Source organism: Falsihalocynthiibacter arcticus (assembly GCF_000812665.2).
Taxonomy (GTDB): Bacteria; Pseudomonadota; Alphaproteobacteria; order Rhodobacterales; family Rhodobacteraceae; genus Falsihalocynthiibacter; species Falsihalocynthiibacter arcticus.
In genome coordinates this window covers 2220673-2236056 of record NZ_CP014327.1, presented here as the reverse complement: position 1 = coordinate 2236056, position 15384 = coordinate 2220673, and the positions used below count along the sequence as shown (strand labels likewise).

Below are 15384 nucleotides of genomic sequence, written 5' to 3'. Positions count from 1 at the left end.
TAGCTGAAGCCTCATTTAGAATCAGTATCTTGCTCCGGGTGAGATGGTAGTAAAACGAGACTCAAGGTCGCCTTAGGACGTCTAAAATCAAGCGGCATATCGTCGATATTGGTAACGAAGGATTGCCAAGCGTTATCAATTGCATTCTGTTCAAAACCTGTAGCGGGATGCCCTTTCTCAGTCTCCGGTTTAAGTTTGTTCAGTTCTATCAATAACTGCCAGTCTCGCAGTATCACTGGTTCCAATTCGTCGCATTTCAGGCCCAAGACGATACTGTGTGTGGTTGCACCTGTTCCAGTCACTTCATCTTCGATCCGGACTAAGATAAGCGGTGCAGACAAGCCTCGGGTTCGCGCAACATGTGAGTCAAATATCGCGGTCTCCTTTAAAGTCCGATCGAACAGCGCATGCCCAACTCCCATAACTGTTGAAACATGCTCACCAGCTCCACGATTACGATCTAAATGCAGTCCTTCATATCGAGCACGGAGATCTGGATCCCTGCGCCAATCTTCTGGTGTTTTCACCACAAGGCCATTCTCATCGCGAGTTATACGACGACCATAAACATGCATAGCGTTCCGGAAAAAATTCTCAAGGTCCGGAAGATCGACTTTTGGAAGTTCGCTACCGACGGCCTGGAAGTCGTAGCGAGAAACGTTGCCCAACAAATCCCGGACGGTGGCAACAGCATCGCGGCCACCAAAACTTGAAGTCTTGGCATCGAACCAGTCCTTCAGTTCCTCGTTGCTTCGTTGAGGGCTTTCGCTGAAAACTTCATCGAAGAATCCTGGCGGGGTCATCCCTATTACAATTTGCGAAATATCTTCATCATCCTCCATGACGGACGATATTGCAGCCTGTATTTTTGATAATTTCTCCTGGAGTAGGCCCCAAATACGGGCCTCAACAGTCTCTGGGTTTTTCATCAGGAATACACTTACCGGTCGTTTCTGGCCATATCGATTGAGCCTTCCAACCCTTTGATGGAGACGCATTGGATTCCATGGTAAATCTACATGGATTAGGACAGCACAACGCTCTTGAAGGTCGATACCTTCACCGCCTGCCTCCGTTGAAATCAGAAATCGGGTCTTTCCAGAATTAAAATCATCGGCTGCCGCGTCACGTTCTAAGTTGAGAATGCGCGAACCGTTGCCCTCGTGATCTTGGATAGTTAGTCGGTCCTCACCATTAATAAAGCCTACGCACTCGATCCCAAACATAGTTTCTAAAGCATTATAGAGAAGGGCTTGCGTAGCCTTGTATTCAGTGAAGAACAGCACCGGTTCTCCTACAGGGAAATCCTCCCTAAGCATGTCCGTAAGTCGTTCAACTTTCGTTTCTGTATCTACATTTCTGGCAAGCGTTATCAAATCGTCCAAACGCGCGATTTCGTCCTTGAGGAGCAGCGCAGTCATCTTTTCGGGGCGGGACTCCTCCTGCTCCGCAATTTCGTCTAATGTTAAGTCTTCGTTGTCGGGATACTGCCCTAGTGTCTCTTGAATAAGCCCCGCCAGCGTGGCGCGTCTTTTTTCAAGCGCAGAGCGTATGGCTGCGATTGAACTTGCGGCGAGTTTTTGAAGGGCAATGAGCAACAACATTCTAGCGGTTTGTTCGCGGCCAGAAAGGCTGAGAGCGTATGCTCGCCCATCCATGATGAATTCGCTCATTGTATCATAAAACGTTTGCTCTCCTTCACTGTAGCGAAAGTCGACCGATTTCGTGGCTACCGGATAGAACAGCTTTTCACCCCGCAAATCGGTTGCAAGCTCTTTGTTGTTTCGGATCATGGCTTCTCGGAGCTTAGGCAGTTGTATTTCGACCGATTTTTTTGGATCGAAAAGATCCGGTCTTACCAGCTGCATCAAAGCAAAGAAGCCATAGTCCTTTCCCCGATGCGGAGTGCCCGTAAATAGAATTAGAGATTGTATTCGGTTGGCACTTTCAAGCTTTTCGAGTAGCTGATACGTGATTGTACTGGCGCGTTGTTTAGCCTGAAAGTGGTGTGCTTCGTCAACAATCACAAGATCCCAAGGCTCAGCACTTAATAAGCGATCGAGCGCTTTCTCATTTCTCAATGTGTGGAACGAAGCCACGACCTGGCTAGCTGTATCCCAAAACGATAGTTTTCCTCGATCAAGGTCGGCAGAAAATTCTTGCAACCTAATGTCAAACATTGACTTTAGACGACTTCGCCATTGTGGTGCTAGCCGTGCGGGTGTGAGTACAAGGAGACGTCGCACACGACCTGAGGCGAGGAGAGGTGTCAAAATCAAGCCTGCTTCAATCGTTTTACCCAGCCCAACATCATCAGCGACTAGCCATCGACTAGGCCATTGTTTGGTAACTTGACGGCAAACCCACAACTGATGCGGTAAAAGCTGTACACGGGATCTCGAGAATACGCCCCATTGATCATTGATTGATCGGATAGCAAGCGCCTGCGCGCGGACTAAAGATGCAAGCGAGTCATCTAAAACGCCTTCTGAGAGAGCGGCATCAACTGAACGCAGAACCTCAAGCTCGCTAGCTTCGACAATCTCCGCCCGACCTTCGAACAACACCACTACAGTGGCACCAAGATCCTTTACGACACGACCTACACCGTGACGTAGGTGGCGAACAGGTTGGTCTGGAACAAGTATTGTCATGAGTACGTTTCCTTATCTTCATCAGCAAGGATTTTTGTGCTAGCTAGCTCAGCGCCATCGAACAAACCCTGAAGAAGTGATTCATTTTTACTCGCAATCTGAAGCGGGAGGTCAAGATCACCTAAAAAGGATACTTTGTCTCCAATATGACCTTCGATGAATTCGTGGATATCGCGACTGAAGTCCATATTTGCTTTCTCTCCGAGATTTAAATCCAAGCGCTCGAGAATGCGTTCACGAACACTTCGGGTTGAAGCCCAAGCGTATGGGTGAACCATCCGAGCATCCCCATCTTGCCAGACACCATGCCTTACACCTTCGCGGATGAGCCAATTTGCACCAATGCCCAGACTCTGAGACAGAGGCGCGCCTTCAAGACCAAGCCGCTGCCAAAGCGGCGAAGAACTCAACCTAAATGCGTCGGAAAGAGACAAATGGCCATTATCCTCGACCTTCGCTGGGAGCGCTTGAAGGGCCTCTACATACTCCGGCAACCACCTCGCGAGTAGGTAGAGATCCACCAAAGCACGTCGCCACTGTGGGAAATCGATCCGCCCAACATCTGGCTTTGCAAAATCCTCTAGGCGCGCAATCCATGCGCTGGGATCATCGGGCAATCTTGCCGTTGCGATTTCGCGCCACCATCCCGCCTGTCGCGCTTTCGCAATGAAATTGCCGTGCGCACTTTCGTTGTTCCATCCGATGGTCCGAAATACAGCTAGAGCAAAGAATGTAAACCAGCCTTCACGGTCCTCATTTCCCGTTTTGTCAATCAGGGAGCTCGGGGAAAATCCGTCTGGATAGGTTTTGGTGTCCGCCTTTGCCCTTTGTTCATTGGCGTTGACCGACCACCATTCATGCAACGCTTTAAGAAACACCACGGAATCCACTCGCGGTGTAGCTTCAGGGAAATCCCTCGCACTGGGATCGACGCCGAAATCTTGACCCCATCGTCGTCTCTGCTCCACAGGATAAAGCAACCCAAGAAGTTGCGGCAAATCTGTGTCAGCGATGTCGTCAACCTGTGGGCTCGTACGGAAATCATCAGATATCTCGGGCAGCCAGGAAGGGCGATTTTGAGCTAATTTTCCGCCAAGTTCACTACCTTGCCGCCCTTCAAGAATATACTGCAAAATCGCGCGCTGTAGCGCAACGTCAGTCATCTCTTGCGCCCATCTGACAAAGGTGGTTGGGGTTCGTTGGAAACCACTTTGCCTCATCGCGAGCCTATACAAAACCAACGCTGCCCCACTATAATCTGAATGGGCCACCGCCTCATCCGGCGCAAAAGACACAATCCGGTATTCCTCTTCGTCAGCATCCGCTGCCTCGCGCGGGGGCAGTCTCGCCTCACGCCAAGTGTCGTCGAGCATGCGATACTGTGCGGATGAAATTACCTGAAGCAGTTTTTGTTCTTCACTCTTGTTGAGTCGCTCCAGCCGTTCGTCTGTAAGCACGCTGCCCAACCTTTTCGCGAGAGCTGGCTCTACCCGTTTCTCTGCGCCGATCTCTATTTTTATCGCCTCCGATAAAGAGATTGGAAACGGTCTAGAAAACCCGAGGCGTTCGAGGCGCAGGGCAGTTTCTTCTTTCACGCAAGTCGTTCCTAACGCCTCGAGGACTTTCCATTCGCGTAGATCGGCCTGAAGTGCAGGCTCGGACATCACCCCTTCCAGATAGTATTGGACATTTTCAGCGCGAATAAGCGCTGCAAAGGGATATGAAAGACCGGTTGGCAAAACGACGCGCTCCGAGATCAATCGACCGTAACCTCGGCCTGCCGAGTGAAGATGACAAGCAAGCGGATCGTCAAGGTCAAGCGCAAAAAGATCGGAGAGCTTCGACCAAAACGTTGCTGGGCCAGTCTCTGGCGATTCATCAACGAGACCCGATTGCACCGCGAAATCCGCCCAATTGTCGTGGACCAAGTCTGCTAGGGCGATCAACCTCTCCCCAAGCGCCACCCCGAGGCCCGCGAAAGTGTCCTGTGGCTCACTTTCGCCGCGTTTCAGTGAACCGCGTCCAGGATCGACCCGAAAACTTCGCCCGTTCATTAACCAGCCTGATTTTAGCGTTTCGGCAAGTGGTGCAAGAAGCCAAAGTCGGGGTAAGCCTTCCTCCGCGGGTACTGGACCATCGCTAGAAAGAACAAGGAAGAGAGTGGTCTCCTCTCCAAGCTCGAGGGAGAGCGCTCGGCCCGGCGAGGCCCCCGAGAGCGTCACAAGTCCAATACCTTTAGCTAATTCACGATGATTTGCTTCCCAAGTCCCTCGCTCAGAACCTGAGAGCTCTATTCTACGTATGGTATGGCTCATTGCCGGCAACCAGCGCGCCGCAGTCCGAAAGGATTGCACCGCATTATCTGCTTGATCGCTGCTGTTCTGATCCAGAACTAGTTCGATGACCGTCGCGCGACGCCCATTGACAGAGTTATCTAGGGAAATCTGCTGACCTCTCTCCCACACCTCTGGCAACATCCCCCCATTCACTCGGCAAGCGACAAAACCACTCGCAATGCCAACGTCGGCAGCAATCAGATGCACACTTTTAAAACCCAACCCGAAACGCCCTGTCACGCCTTCGCGTTTTTCAGATAGGTTCATTAGCAGCATGTTGAACAGATCGCGCAGCCAACCTTCTCGGTCGCCTTGCCGCGGGTCCGGCCCCGGATGGTTAATCAACCGCCCCCAATGCAAGGCCCGCACTTGCTCCTTCGTTACTTCAAGCCGAAAGCACGCTTTGCCTGGCGGCGGGTGTTGCAAAGAGGCGTCATCCGCATTCTGGAATAATTCAAACAGCACACGGTCAGGGGAATAACCATAGTCCTCAATACGATTGCGGATGGCTAACAAGATTTCCCTTCGGGCTTCGGGTGTTTCCATTTCCTCCCAAAGAGTACGCTTGAGGTCGGGAAGGCGCAATATACGCTGTTTACCCGGAGGCATCCGATCTTCCTCACGTTCATAATCATTGAATGCCAACCGCAATTTTGTATTGGGCGGAGGCTTCAACTCCGCAATGATCTGAGGCAACCTGTCTTCTAGCCTCGCCTGAGCATCCGCGACGGTGGATTGGTCGACATTTGAGCAATCATTGATCAACGATTCGAGCGATTCAAGGTTTTCTGCTTTATGCCCAAAGCATTCCTTGGCCAGTGTCAGAATGAGACGGCTAATATCGCTGGCCTTAACTTCGCTAAGAGTATCAGAGACAGTAACTTGCCGTAGCCAGTGGTCACCTTCATCCAGTTTGATCGGATTTCGGCGTCGATGACCGTCTCCTATAACCAAAAGCGGCTCAAATGCTCCGGTCGCAAGATGTGCCCGAGTGGAGGCGAGAGTCGTTACTTCTATAGTTTTTGGCGTCTCTATTCGGTAAGATACGAACGTTTTTTGTCGTATATTTCTAAGGCTTTGGCCGGGTCCAATCATTGTGGTCGCCTCATCCACCTCTCCGCGGATACGCCCCCAAATCCGATCGATAACAGATTCGGAAAGTCCAATGTCAGCCAGCAAGATCGAGCGGAATGGATTTGTCTGGCGAACAATTCCAACAAGCAACGCAAGTAAATCAGGTGGCACATTCGCCTGAGCGAGTTTAATGATCTTTTCAAGAGATTGGGCGCATTCTTTCTCCTGTATTGCAATCGAGCCATTTTGTAGCTTCGGTTCGGATCCAGAGCGCGTGATTGTTGTTACTGCGGTCGAACAGTCAATTAGCGACCCCGGCCACAGCTTTTCCAGATCTTTAGCCAACCGATAACCCGCAGAGATTCCTTGAATATGCGCAGCCACAGCATCAGCCGTTTTCCAGTCCCCAGCCTCCACCGGAACTCGGATCCCCTTCATCACATTTCGCAGCTCGTCGGCTGGCCATGTGCAGACGGTTTGGAAAGCCGCCAAATAGATCCTACGAGCGTCCTTACTTCCATTTTCGTCGAGTTCAGCCAAGGCGTTCATATGAGCGACCGCGTCCGGCACATGATTTTTCGAAACGATTCCGAATGGGGGCAGTAGTTTTTCTAGATCCGGATCTGATAGCCGCAGAAGGGTTGCGAGCAACGGCCATCCTGGCAGGCGCAGATCGGCACCTTCCTTTGCAAGCCCCACTAGCGAACCAAAGATTTCGCCTTCGGTCGCGCAAAGCCTGGCGCGCGGTGCAACCTCCTCCACCATGAGAAGCAGCGCATCAATAGAGCCGTCCTTGTCTGGAATAACGCCGGTCGAACGCAACGCTTTGAAGCCCGGATCATCGCGTAGATCATGCGCAAGTTCGGACAAAGGCAGAAAGGGTAGATCAGATATCGCATCGAACAATTGGCGCGCTTCTATCAGCACCTCTTCAGGCAAGTCTAGCAAGTCAGAAGGCGCCCAGGCTCTTCCTTGCCGATCAACCAACCATTTGACCTGGCTCAACCCCACGGGCGGTGCCGATTTTAGTTGATCGAGCGTCGCGAGAACCTCTCGCCAGAAAATATGCGGCTCGGTTTTTGCTAGCGCCACCAGGAGTTGAGTCTCGGGTGACCAAGTCGCCACCAAACGTTTGAGTCGCTCCGCAACCTTGCGTCCAGAAAGCGGCTTCAAAATCGGTACTGTTTGTACGAGTCCATAGGGCACTGGCCAATCCGCCGATGGCTGCCAAATCTCACTGCTCAACCACCTTCGGCCATCTGTCGCTGGAAAGATTGGAAGTCGGCGCAGATCTTCATCAGGAATGTCGGTTTCAAGCAATGAGACGATGGTACTATCGTCCAATGCGATCTCGGGAATCTCCTCGACATTTTCGTTAAGTAGCTGCCCCAACGCGGGCCCGTCCATCAATTTAATACCAAGATAGCGCTGCTGCGGGATCGTCAGAGTTTCCGCAATAACGTTAGGGACCAGAAAATTCCTATCCGATCCCTCGATAAGTCGAAGTGCTAAATCGTCGAGGCAGCCCTGATCATGTGGTAAAGCAAAAAGTTGGACCGTATCCCCGCTCGCGCGAGTGTTCCCAGCGGCAAGTGAACGAAGTGCCCGGCGGGCACCAGGCACTTCATTGTAGACTTGGACTATGGCCCGAGCGCGTGCATCTGCAGGACCGAAGTTCTTAGCAGACATAACAAGCTGCACAAAGTTCTCGCGCTTAGGATCGCCAAATTTAAATGGTTCACCTATCTCCTCAAGCAACCGTGCAGCTTCGCCGCGCAATACAAGAACTCCAGAGCCTAAAACAGCTTGGTCCATAGCTTTAAGCGCCCGCTGAACATCAGGGCTATCCTTGAACAGACGCCTTTCTTGGGAGGCCTCTATCAGTTCCGCAAGACTAACCAACTGTGGCTTACCACTACCGTTACCCGCCCGAAGAATTGAGAGAGATGCAATCTGTGGATCTTTTGCTGCTTCGAGCAACTGAAGGCCGAGCAACTTCACAAGTGTTAAAGCGGCGGTGCCAGCAGCCTCAGCATTACGATGATCACTAAGCAGTGGCTGAAGAGCGGCAATTAGAGGTCCTGCCTCTCCAGTTGAAAGCGCATGCTGGGCTGTGCCTTCTGACAACCACTCCGATCTCAGGCAAAGGGGAGCGCTGTAAACCTCGGCTAAGGCGCGCATTACATCGCGGGGCGCACCAGCGGATTTTGGCAGAGCCACGGCCGTCTTTTCAGGTAGATGTGCCAGAACGTCACGAATCTGTTGTACTGACCCAAGCGCTTCTGTCCCGATTAGGCTCCGCCGCAGTGCTGTTAAAAGAGGCTCCGCTGCCGCCTCGCGCCGTTCCTTGTCCTCACCGACAGCAACCTTGAGAAACGAAGCAAGCACGTCAACACGTCCACCTTGCTGGAAGACATCGGCAGAAAGCCCTGTCAACAGATCGGTTAGTTCGTCAGATTGCCACTCGGCTTTATCCCGGATTAATGCCGCTTCGGCACCTGCAAAGAGTGTTAGTCCACACTTCTCGGCCCAACCACAGAGATCCGGAAAAATTTCAGCTGCTTTGATTCGACCATGCTCATCTGGGTGAGGAAGCGGGCGCAGAGATGCATCGCTTTGCTTCAGGACCCAGCGCGCTATCGCGCCACTGTTGGAAGGTTCAACCGCCCGGATCAGACAATCGCGGCGTGCGATCGCGCCAGCGTGGACTCGACCGAACCGGTTGTTCCGGAGAGAAGCCAGTATCTCGGCCAGCTGGTTTGAACTCATCATCTGTGCTTGGAAGGCATCGTTAAGTGCACTCGGGAGAAGTGGCAGCACTACCTCGTTCCGAAGCGTCTTATTCCAATTCCGGTAGATTGAGCTCCCATCCACCTCATCGTTATCGTTATCAAAGCCTTCTATATAACGCCGCCCAGAATCGACAAAAAAGTAGCCATGAAGCAAAATCAGCAAACTAGGCACACTTGGCTCGAGGCGTGTAGCTCTAGTAACCGGTAAGAAAACGCCCCAATTGATATCGATAGCGTCCTGCGCGTCAACAACTCGGTCCGTTATGATGACTGCGCCGTGAGCAACCGCCTTTTCGGGACGAACCTCCTCGCCTTTTTCGGTGAAAACGGGCACCTGCGGCCAGGTATCGGATTTCTGTAGCTTTTCAAGTCGCGGACTGGCTCCACATGCCTCTCGACCAATATAGGTTGATAAGTTACCGTCTAAAGACTCAATCGTGCCCTGGAATGACTGGTTTTCATAGAGTGCGTTTTTCCCTGGACCTTGCATCCGGCGACTATCAGGGCCACGAGAAAGGACGATCCGGTCCTCCCCATGCACCTGTACAGATATGCGGTCCAGATGACGCAAGCTAGACAATATCAGCTGCAGTTCGTCTGTATGATCAATAAATTCATTCACGAGTTCTTCAAGACTAGGCTGGTAGTTAGTAAATGAAAGTTTTGGTGCCGGCATGATTTCATCACGCCGGAGCGGCAACCAAAGCAAAAAACCCTTCGAAACGCCGGACGCTTCAGCCGACAGCCGCGCCAAATCTTCCTGCCCAATGACATCCCAAGATTCGGCTTGAGTATTGTCTATCACGCCAAGACAGGGATTGATTACTTCTGAAAACTCTTCTGAATGGCCAAAAGCGTGGGCTACAAAGGCATCGCAGAGATGAAAAACTGCCTTTTGCCCAAATCCAAAGCGACCGATGGCCTCGGTTTCGTCGCCCTTAGCACTGTCGGCAAAGGAAAGAACTCCCCGTTTATCCTTTGCCTCAAACCGGCCATCGTTTACGATTAGAAGCCCGGGAACACGTAGTAGTGGGTTCGTCGCGTCCTTCCAGCCATCATGAGCAACAAAGCGGATGCGACTCGCACGCGCATCCTCAGCATTTTGAATCAACTCTTTCAGAACGGGGAAGCCCGTTGCGTAACGATCCTTCAGATTAGCTTGAATTTGGCGAAAAATTGATCGAGGGGGTGTTGTAAGGTTTGTCATAGTTTACTCAAATTATTAAAATCTGGAAGCGCACACAGAGTGTCGACCAACATCATTTGTTCAACCGTATTGCATTTAGCTTCTCGCAGCTGTGGTGCGCCGAATACAAGCGAAAGACCCTTTGCTCGGGAAACCGCAACATTTATTCGATTGAGTGAAAACAGAAACTCCATACCGCGAGGTGTTTCATCAGCGGAAGAAGCGGTCATTGATACAAGACAAACGGGCGCTTCCTGTCCCTGAAATTTATCCACTGTCCCAACGCGAATACCGCGTACTGGATGATCAAGTTCTGATAACTCTTGTAAAGTATTCACATCCGCAGCTTCCAGTTTCTTAACTTGAGCTCGACTGACGTTCGCGACATTAAATAAGCTGTCTTCTTTGATCCAAACAGACTTGCAGTGATCCTCCCATCGGCACAATCCACAATCACTACACGGCATAGGGCGCGTTGGCGTTTGAGTGGCCACAAACTCTTCAAGCCTATGACGCGCAGCTCGTGCATAAGCTGAAAAATCTTTCATACGAAAGGTCGCCCGATCCCCTGTGCCCAGTTCCACGGAAGCAAACTCAGGTTCAACACCTTGAATTTCTGACAAAAGATCGGAATAGAGACTAAGTTGGAGCAAATGTTTTGGGTGCGGTGTGCGTTTAAGTTTAGTGTCGGTTACTTCAAAGCTAAAATCACCAAGTGACGACGGTCGATCTACTCGTTCTAGGAAATCCGACCAACCGCCCCAATTCCCAGAATAAAAAGCACCCTGAAAGACAACGTCGGGTCCCGTGCTCAAGATATGACGAGTTTCTAACGCGTTAGCAGTAAGATTGCCGCTAGCGATCTCAACGACGTTGGCACCAGATGATTTAAGCTTTTTAAGATAGCCCTCTTCATGAGCGTTCCCCTGTTTTTGCAGCAACGCGGCGTCTTCGCTGTCGGCTCGGGGCGACGGACCCCTGCCGTTCATTCTTTCAATATCAAGTGTGGTTGCATGGGCACATCCCATGAAACGCATGAGATCAGAGGCGGAAAGTAAAATCTGTCCTTCTAATTTTCTCATTGCTAATCCTGCTCTGAATGCGAACGTTTTTGTACAAATAAATTCAACGGCTAACAGAAAATATACAACCCGCAAAAAGAGGCGATTTTGTGCAAGAACTAAGAATTCACCACTAAATCAAGCGCCGAGAATTTAAGTCGCCAGCACGCTAGCTTTTTTCAGAAATACAATTATCCCAGTGTCGCCATAATTCGTCCAGATTTACGAGTAGTATCCCTTCCAAGTAACTAGTGAGGAAATTATGTCTGAAACAATAACCCACGCCGAATTAAAAGAGAAACAGCGGAAAATTAGGGACTGTTTTCCCGAGACAATGGGCTTACGCGTGCATCGTGCAATTAGCTGGATTGGGCGATCAGAAATCGCCACCGTTGACCACGACTCTCGTTTTATTTTTCTCTGGATTTCATTTAATGCCGCATATGCGGGCGAGAGCGAATTTCAGAGCATTAACATAGGGGAGCGTGCGTCCTTCACGGATTTCTTTGGAAAGATTGTGTCTTTGGACACGGAGCAACGGATCGATAAAGCTATTTGGCAAAGCTTCTCTGGTCCGATCCGATTGCTTATGCAAAACCGTTATGTTTTCAGCCCGTTCTGGCAACACCATAATGGCATCGACGGATTTGATGATTGGGAGCACCGTTTTACCACCTCGGCCAAGAATTTTGCCCAAGCACTTCAGGCACAGGATACGGTTCGAACTCTGAGTTTCGTATTTGATCGGTTATATGTACTGCGCAATCAATTGGTACATGGAGGCGCCACCTGGAACAGTAGCGTCAACCGAGATCAGGTGCGCGACGGCGCAGCGATCCTAGCTTTTCTAATGCCGGTGTTTGTGGAGATCATGATGGACCATCCGAACGAAGATTGGGGGCAACCCTTTTACCCCGTTGTCACTTGAAGGCGGAAAATTCCAGCCGCCGCAAAACGAGTCAAGTTAAATGGATTGCATGACATAGCACTTATTGGAAAAATCTTTCCTCAATAGCAGCAATTTTGAGCATTTCCTCATTTGGCGTTCCGGTTGATAGTCGCGTCCTTGAAGACGGCGTCAGCCCAAGTTCGGCCATATATTTAAGCATCAGTTCGGATTGTTTGTTGGAAATTGTTAGCCAGGGGGATGTTTGAATATAGCCAGAAGGCATTTTCAAAAGGGTTGGAGAATCCTGCAGTTTTCGTTCTGCTTCCACCCAACGTCCATATGACTGACAATACGCTGCAAAGACTGTGCGATCCGCAATTGTTAGCAATCCAATATCATTAAGAACACGAGCGAGACGCTTCCATTCTGCTTTAGCTGTTGGAGAAAGATGGGAAGGGCATGTCGGCATTGTTGCAGGTGGCTTAGGCTCACTTTTGTTGATCGACCTCTTTCCTGGGTTACCTTGTATGAGCTTAAGTGCAGTGGGCTTGGGTTTGCGTCCTCTCATTGCGACGGGCTTCCTTCATGACTAAAATTAATGGTGCGATAAGCTGGATACAGTCGGTCGACCGTTTTGCCGGTGCCGAAGTCAGAAACTGTATCGTAACTTGCTGAATTCAAACGCCTCCTCATTCAAGCAGCAGAGGATACCCCCTATCCAATTTCGCGGTACACAAAAGTTTTATTCCCCGCCGGTCATGTATTTGACGATTTCCAAAGATTTACCCCCCGGGGGGGTGCATTCACTCACGTGTCCTGTCACTGACTATTTCTTCGAAGCTGCGGCCATCATTATGTAAAATGGCTTCCTCATGTGTAAAATTCTGCCAACGCTGTATAATGACATCGCAGTAATGTCAATCGCAGAGTAAAAAGGGACCAGATCGCGGCGTAAAATTGGTCCACTGAGTTCTCGGATGTTCTGCGCTTTGGTGCGCGTGCCCCCAAATAGCTAACGCGTGCCAAAGCGCATGTTGGCCCATGGGCCAACATTGTTCTGATCTTGATGTGTTTTGACTACTGGCGGTTCTTACGACTGTGTTTGAGCCTATAGCTTTCGCCGTTCATCTCAAGGATGTGGACGTGATGTGTCAAACGATCCAGCAAGGCTCCCGTGAGCCGCTCTGAGCCAAAGACTTCGGTCCATTCATCAAAGGGCAGGTTTGAGGTTATGATGATGGAACCACGTTCGTAGCACTGCGAGATCACCTCAAAGAGCAATTCTGCGCCGGATTTACTCAGAGGAACGAAGCCTAATTCATCAATGATCAACAGATTCTGGCTCGTCAGTTGCTTTTGCATGCGCTGCAATCGGAGCTCATCTTGGGCTTCTATCAGATCATGAACCAAGGCTGCCGCCGTCGTGAACCGTACTTTCAACCCTCTTTGGCACGCGGCTAATCCAAGTCCTAAAGCTATGTGGGTCTTGCCCGTTCCCGATGGGCCGAGGGCAATAATGTTTTCTCTGCGATCCACGTAGTCACATCGAGCCAAGTCCATCGTCAGTGGCTTGTTCAAGCTGGGCATGATCTTGAAGTCAAAACTATCCAGGCTTTTGGTGCTGGGGAACTTCGCCGCTTTGATCCGCCTTTCGATCATCCGCCGTTCGCGGTCAATTAACTCCATCTCGCACAGACGCGCCAGATATTGGATGTGGTCCTTATTCTCAGCAGCACAGATTTGGGCTTGTTTTGCGTACTCTCCTTGGAACGTTGGCAAGCGCAACTTCTTGAGGTGGTGGTGCAGAAGGATTTGGGGAGCATCTGTCATGCCGTGGCTCCCAGCAGGCTCATGTAACTGGATGGGCGTGTCGTGCCGACATTGGCCTTAGGCAAATACGGGTAGAAGTCCAAATCCAATCGCGGTGGCCGCTTCTCAATACGGCATAGCACAAGGTGTTTTACGGCATCATAGCCAATAGCGCCCAGATCAATGGCATGCTGGATTGCGCCTTGCACAACGTCCATCTCGAATGTTTCCAAAAGGCGCAGAACTTGAACGTATTCTCGCTTGCCCGGTTTGCCCATTCTGGCTTCGAGCAGTCGGTGCAGGGTGGCGAAGGCATCCGGTAGATTCCAGCCCTGCAAAGGGGCTGCCTGATCCAAAGCCCCCACCTTCTGCTCAATCAAGGGCAGGAAGTGGAGCGGGTCAAAGATCATATCCGCGGATAGGTAGGATCGTTTGTGCCGTGCAACGATCTCGTTACCGCAGCCGATGATAACCTCATGTACAAACCCACGCACATGAACATCGTGGTGTGCATAAGCCACCGGCACCGAGTAGTCATTGCTGCGATAGCGCACCATCGAGATCGAAGTGGCCCGTGTGTTGACATGGTCGCAGGCTTCATATTCCGCCACGGGCAACCCCATCAGCGCATCAAAATCGGATACCAAACGTTGACCTATGGTTTGGGTGTGGCCGCGCAAAGTATCGTCCTGACGTGCTAAACACTTCGCTTCCAGATGGGCGTTCAAATCATCAAAGCTGTCACAACGCGGCGCAGGGACCATGAAGTTGCGACGCGTATATCCAACCATGCCCTCAACGTTGCCTTTATCGTTTCCTCGCGCTGGTCGCCCGAACTTGTCATCGAACAGGTAATGGGATTGCAGCTCAGTGAACCGACGTGTGCGAATACGCGTTCTGTCCCCGAGTATCCGCGCAACGGCGATCTTGGTGTTGTCGTAGAGAATGGACTGCGGAATACCATCAAAGAACGCAAAGGCGGACACATGGCCATCGCAGAATGCTTCCGTCGTCTCGGCAGGGTATCCCTTAACGAACACCGCATCAGAATGCGGTAAGCTCATTACAAAAAAATGGATCTTGCATTCCACGCCACCAATCACGCCAAGTGTCTCACCAAAATCAACCTGCGCGTGGCCTGGCCGATGCGACAACGGTACAAACACCTCTTTAGTGCGTCGCTTTTGTTCGCGAACGTAATAGGTCACTGTCGTCAAGCTTCCCGCGTACCCGTGTTCATCCCTCAAACGCTCAAAAATACGCTTGGCGGTGTGGCGCTGCTTTTTGATCAGGGCCTTATCTGTACGCAGTATATTATCGATGACACCAACATAATCATCAAGCGTTGGGCGACGCGGGGCTTCTGAACGCCGATAACCAGGAGGGAGCTCATGCCGCAACATCTTGGCTATCGTTTTGCGATCCTTGTTGAAATAACGCGCCGCTTCTCGAGTAGACATCCCGTCCTTCAAACAAGCACGGCGCACACGATTATAAATATCCACAGAATACATCTCCCGCCCTCCGAATAAACGAAGGACACAAACTGGCGGATTTTTACTCCGCTACAACTGCGATACGCA

General features: G+C 50.9%; 7 protein-coding genes. 1 reads left to right on the top strand and 6 read right to left on the bottom strand.

What is annotated here, in order from left to right; genetic code table 11:
- Positions 1-11: 11 nt before the first annotated feature.
- Genes RC74_RS11075 through RC74_RS11065 form a run of 3 tightly spaced genes read right to left on the bottom strand, consistent with a single transcriptional unit; the run spans position 12 to position 11124 of the window.
- On the bottom strand, positions 12-2654 hold the full coding sequence (locus RC74_RS11075; RefSeq protein ID WP_039004186.1) for a DEAD/DEAH box helicase: 2643 nt from the start codon (positions 2652-2654) through the stop codon (positions 12-14).
- Positions 2651-10063: a sacsin N-terminal ATP-binding-like domain-containing protein gene (locus RC74_RS11070; protein WP_039004184.1), complete on the bottom strand. Its 7413-nt coding sequence runs from the start codon at positions 10061-10063 to the stop codon at positions 2651-2653. The genes RC74_RS11075 and RC74_RS11070 overlap by 4 nt, the downstream gene beginning before the upstream one ends.
- The gene (locus RC74_RS11065) at positions 10060-11124 is read right to left on the bottom strand and encodes a TM0106 family RecB-like putative nuclease (protein WP_062628215.1); all 1065 of its coding nucleotides are present in this window, start codon (positions 11122-11124) and stop codon (positions 10060-10062) included. Before RC74_RS11065 ends, RC74_RS11070 begins: the two co-directional genes overlap by 4 nt.
- A 241-nt stretch (positions 11125-11365) precedes the next feature.
- Between RC74_RS11065 and RC74_RS11060 the strand changes: the two genes are divergently transcribed.
- Positions 11366-12031 (top strand): HEPN domain-containing protein, encoded by a 666-nt coding sequence (locus tag RC74_RS11060; protein WP_039004182.1) that lies wholly within the window; start codon positions 11366-11368, stop codon positions 12029-12031.
- A gap of 61 nt (positions 12032-12092) precedes the next feature.
- Here RC74_RS11060 and RC74_RS11055 read toward each other — a convergent pair whose 3' ends face one another.
- From RC74_RS11055 to istA, 3 genes are all read right to left on the bottom strand, one after another.
- Entirely contained in the window at positions 12093-12560 is a 468-nt protein-coding gene (locus RC74_RS11055) for a phage terminase small subunit P27 family (protein ID WP_039004181.1), read from the bottom strand.
- A 509-nt stretch (positions 12561-13069) separates the two neighbouring features.
- Entirely contained in the window at positions 13070-13822 is a 753-nt protein-coding gene (gene istB / locus RC74_RS11050; RefSeq protein WP_062628126.1) for an IS21-like element helper ATPase IstB, read from the bottom strand.
- Positions 13819-15315, bottom strand: a complete 1497-nt coding sequence (istA, locus tag RC74_RS11045) for an IS21 family transposase (protein ID WP_062628125.1) — start codon at positions 15313-15315, stop codon at positions 13819-13821. The genes istB and istA overlap by 4 nt, the downstream gene beginning before the upstream one ends.
- Positions 15316-15384: the final 69 nt, after the last annotated feature.

Excerpts from the sequence above, each read along its gene's own strand:
- RC74_RS11060 (WP_039004182.1), top strand. The coding sequence starts at position 11,366 with ATGTCTGAAACAATAACCCACGCCGAATTAAAAGAGAAACAGCGGAAA.
- istB (WP_062628126.1), bottom strand. The coding sequence starts at position 13,822 with ATGACAGATGCTCCCCAAATCCTTCTGCACCACCACCTCAAGAAGTTG.
- RC74_RS11075 (WP_039004186.1), bottom strand. The coding sequence starts at position 2,654 with ATGACAATACTTGTTCCAGACCAACCTGTTCGCCACCTACGTCACGGT.
- RC74_RS11065 (WP_062628215.1), bottom strand. The coding sequence starts at position 11,124 with ATGAGAAAATTAGAAGGACAGATTTTACTTTCCGCCTCTGATCTCATG.
- istA (WP_062628125.1), bottom strand. The coding sequence starts at position 15,315 with ATGTATTCTGTGGATATTTATAATCGTGTGCGCCGTGCTTGTTTGAAG.
- RC74_RS11055 (WP_039004181.1), bottom strand. The coding sequence starts at position 12,560 with ATGAGAGGACGCAAACCCAAGCCCACTGCACTTAAGCTCATACAAGGT.
- RC74_RS11070 (WP_039004184.1), bottom strand. The coding sequence starts at position 10,063 with ATGACAAACCTTACAACACCCCCTCGATCAATTTTTCGCCAAATTCAA.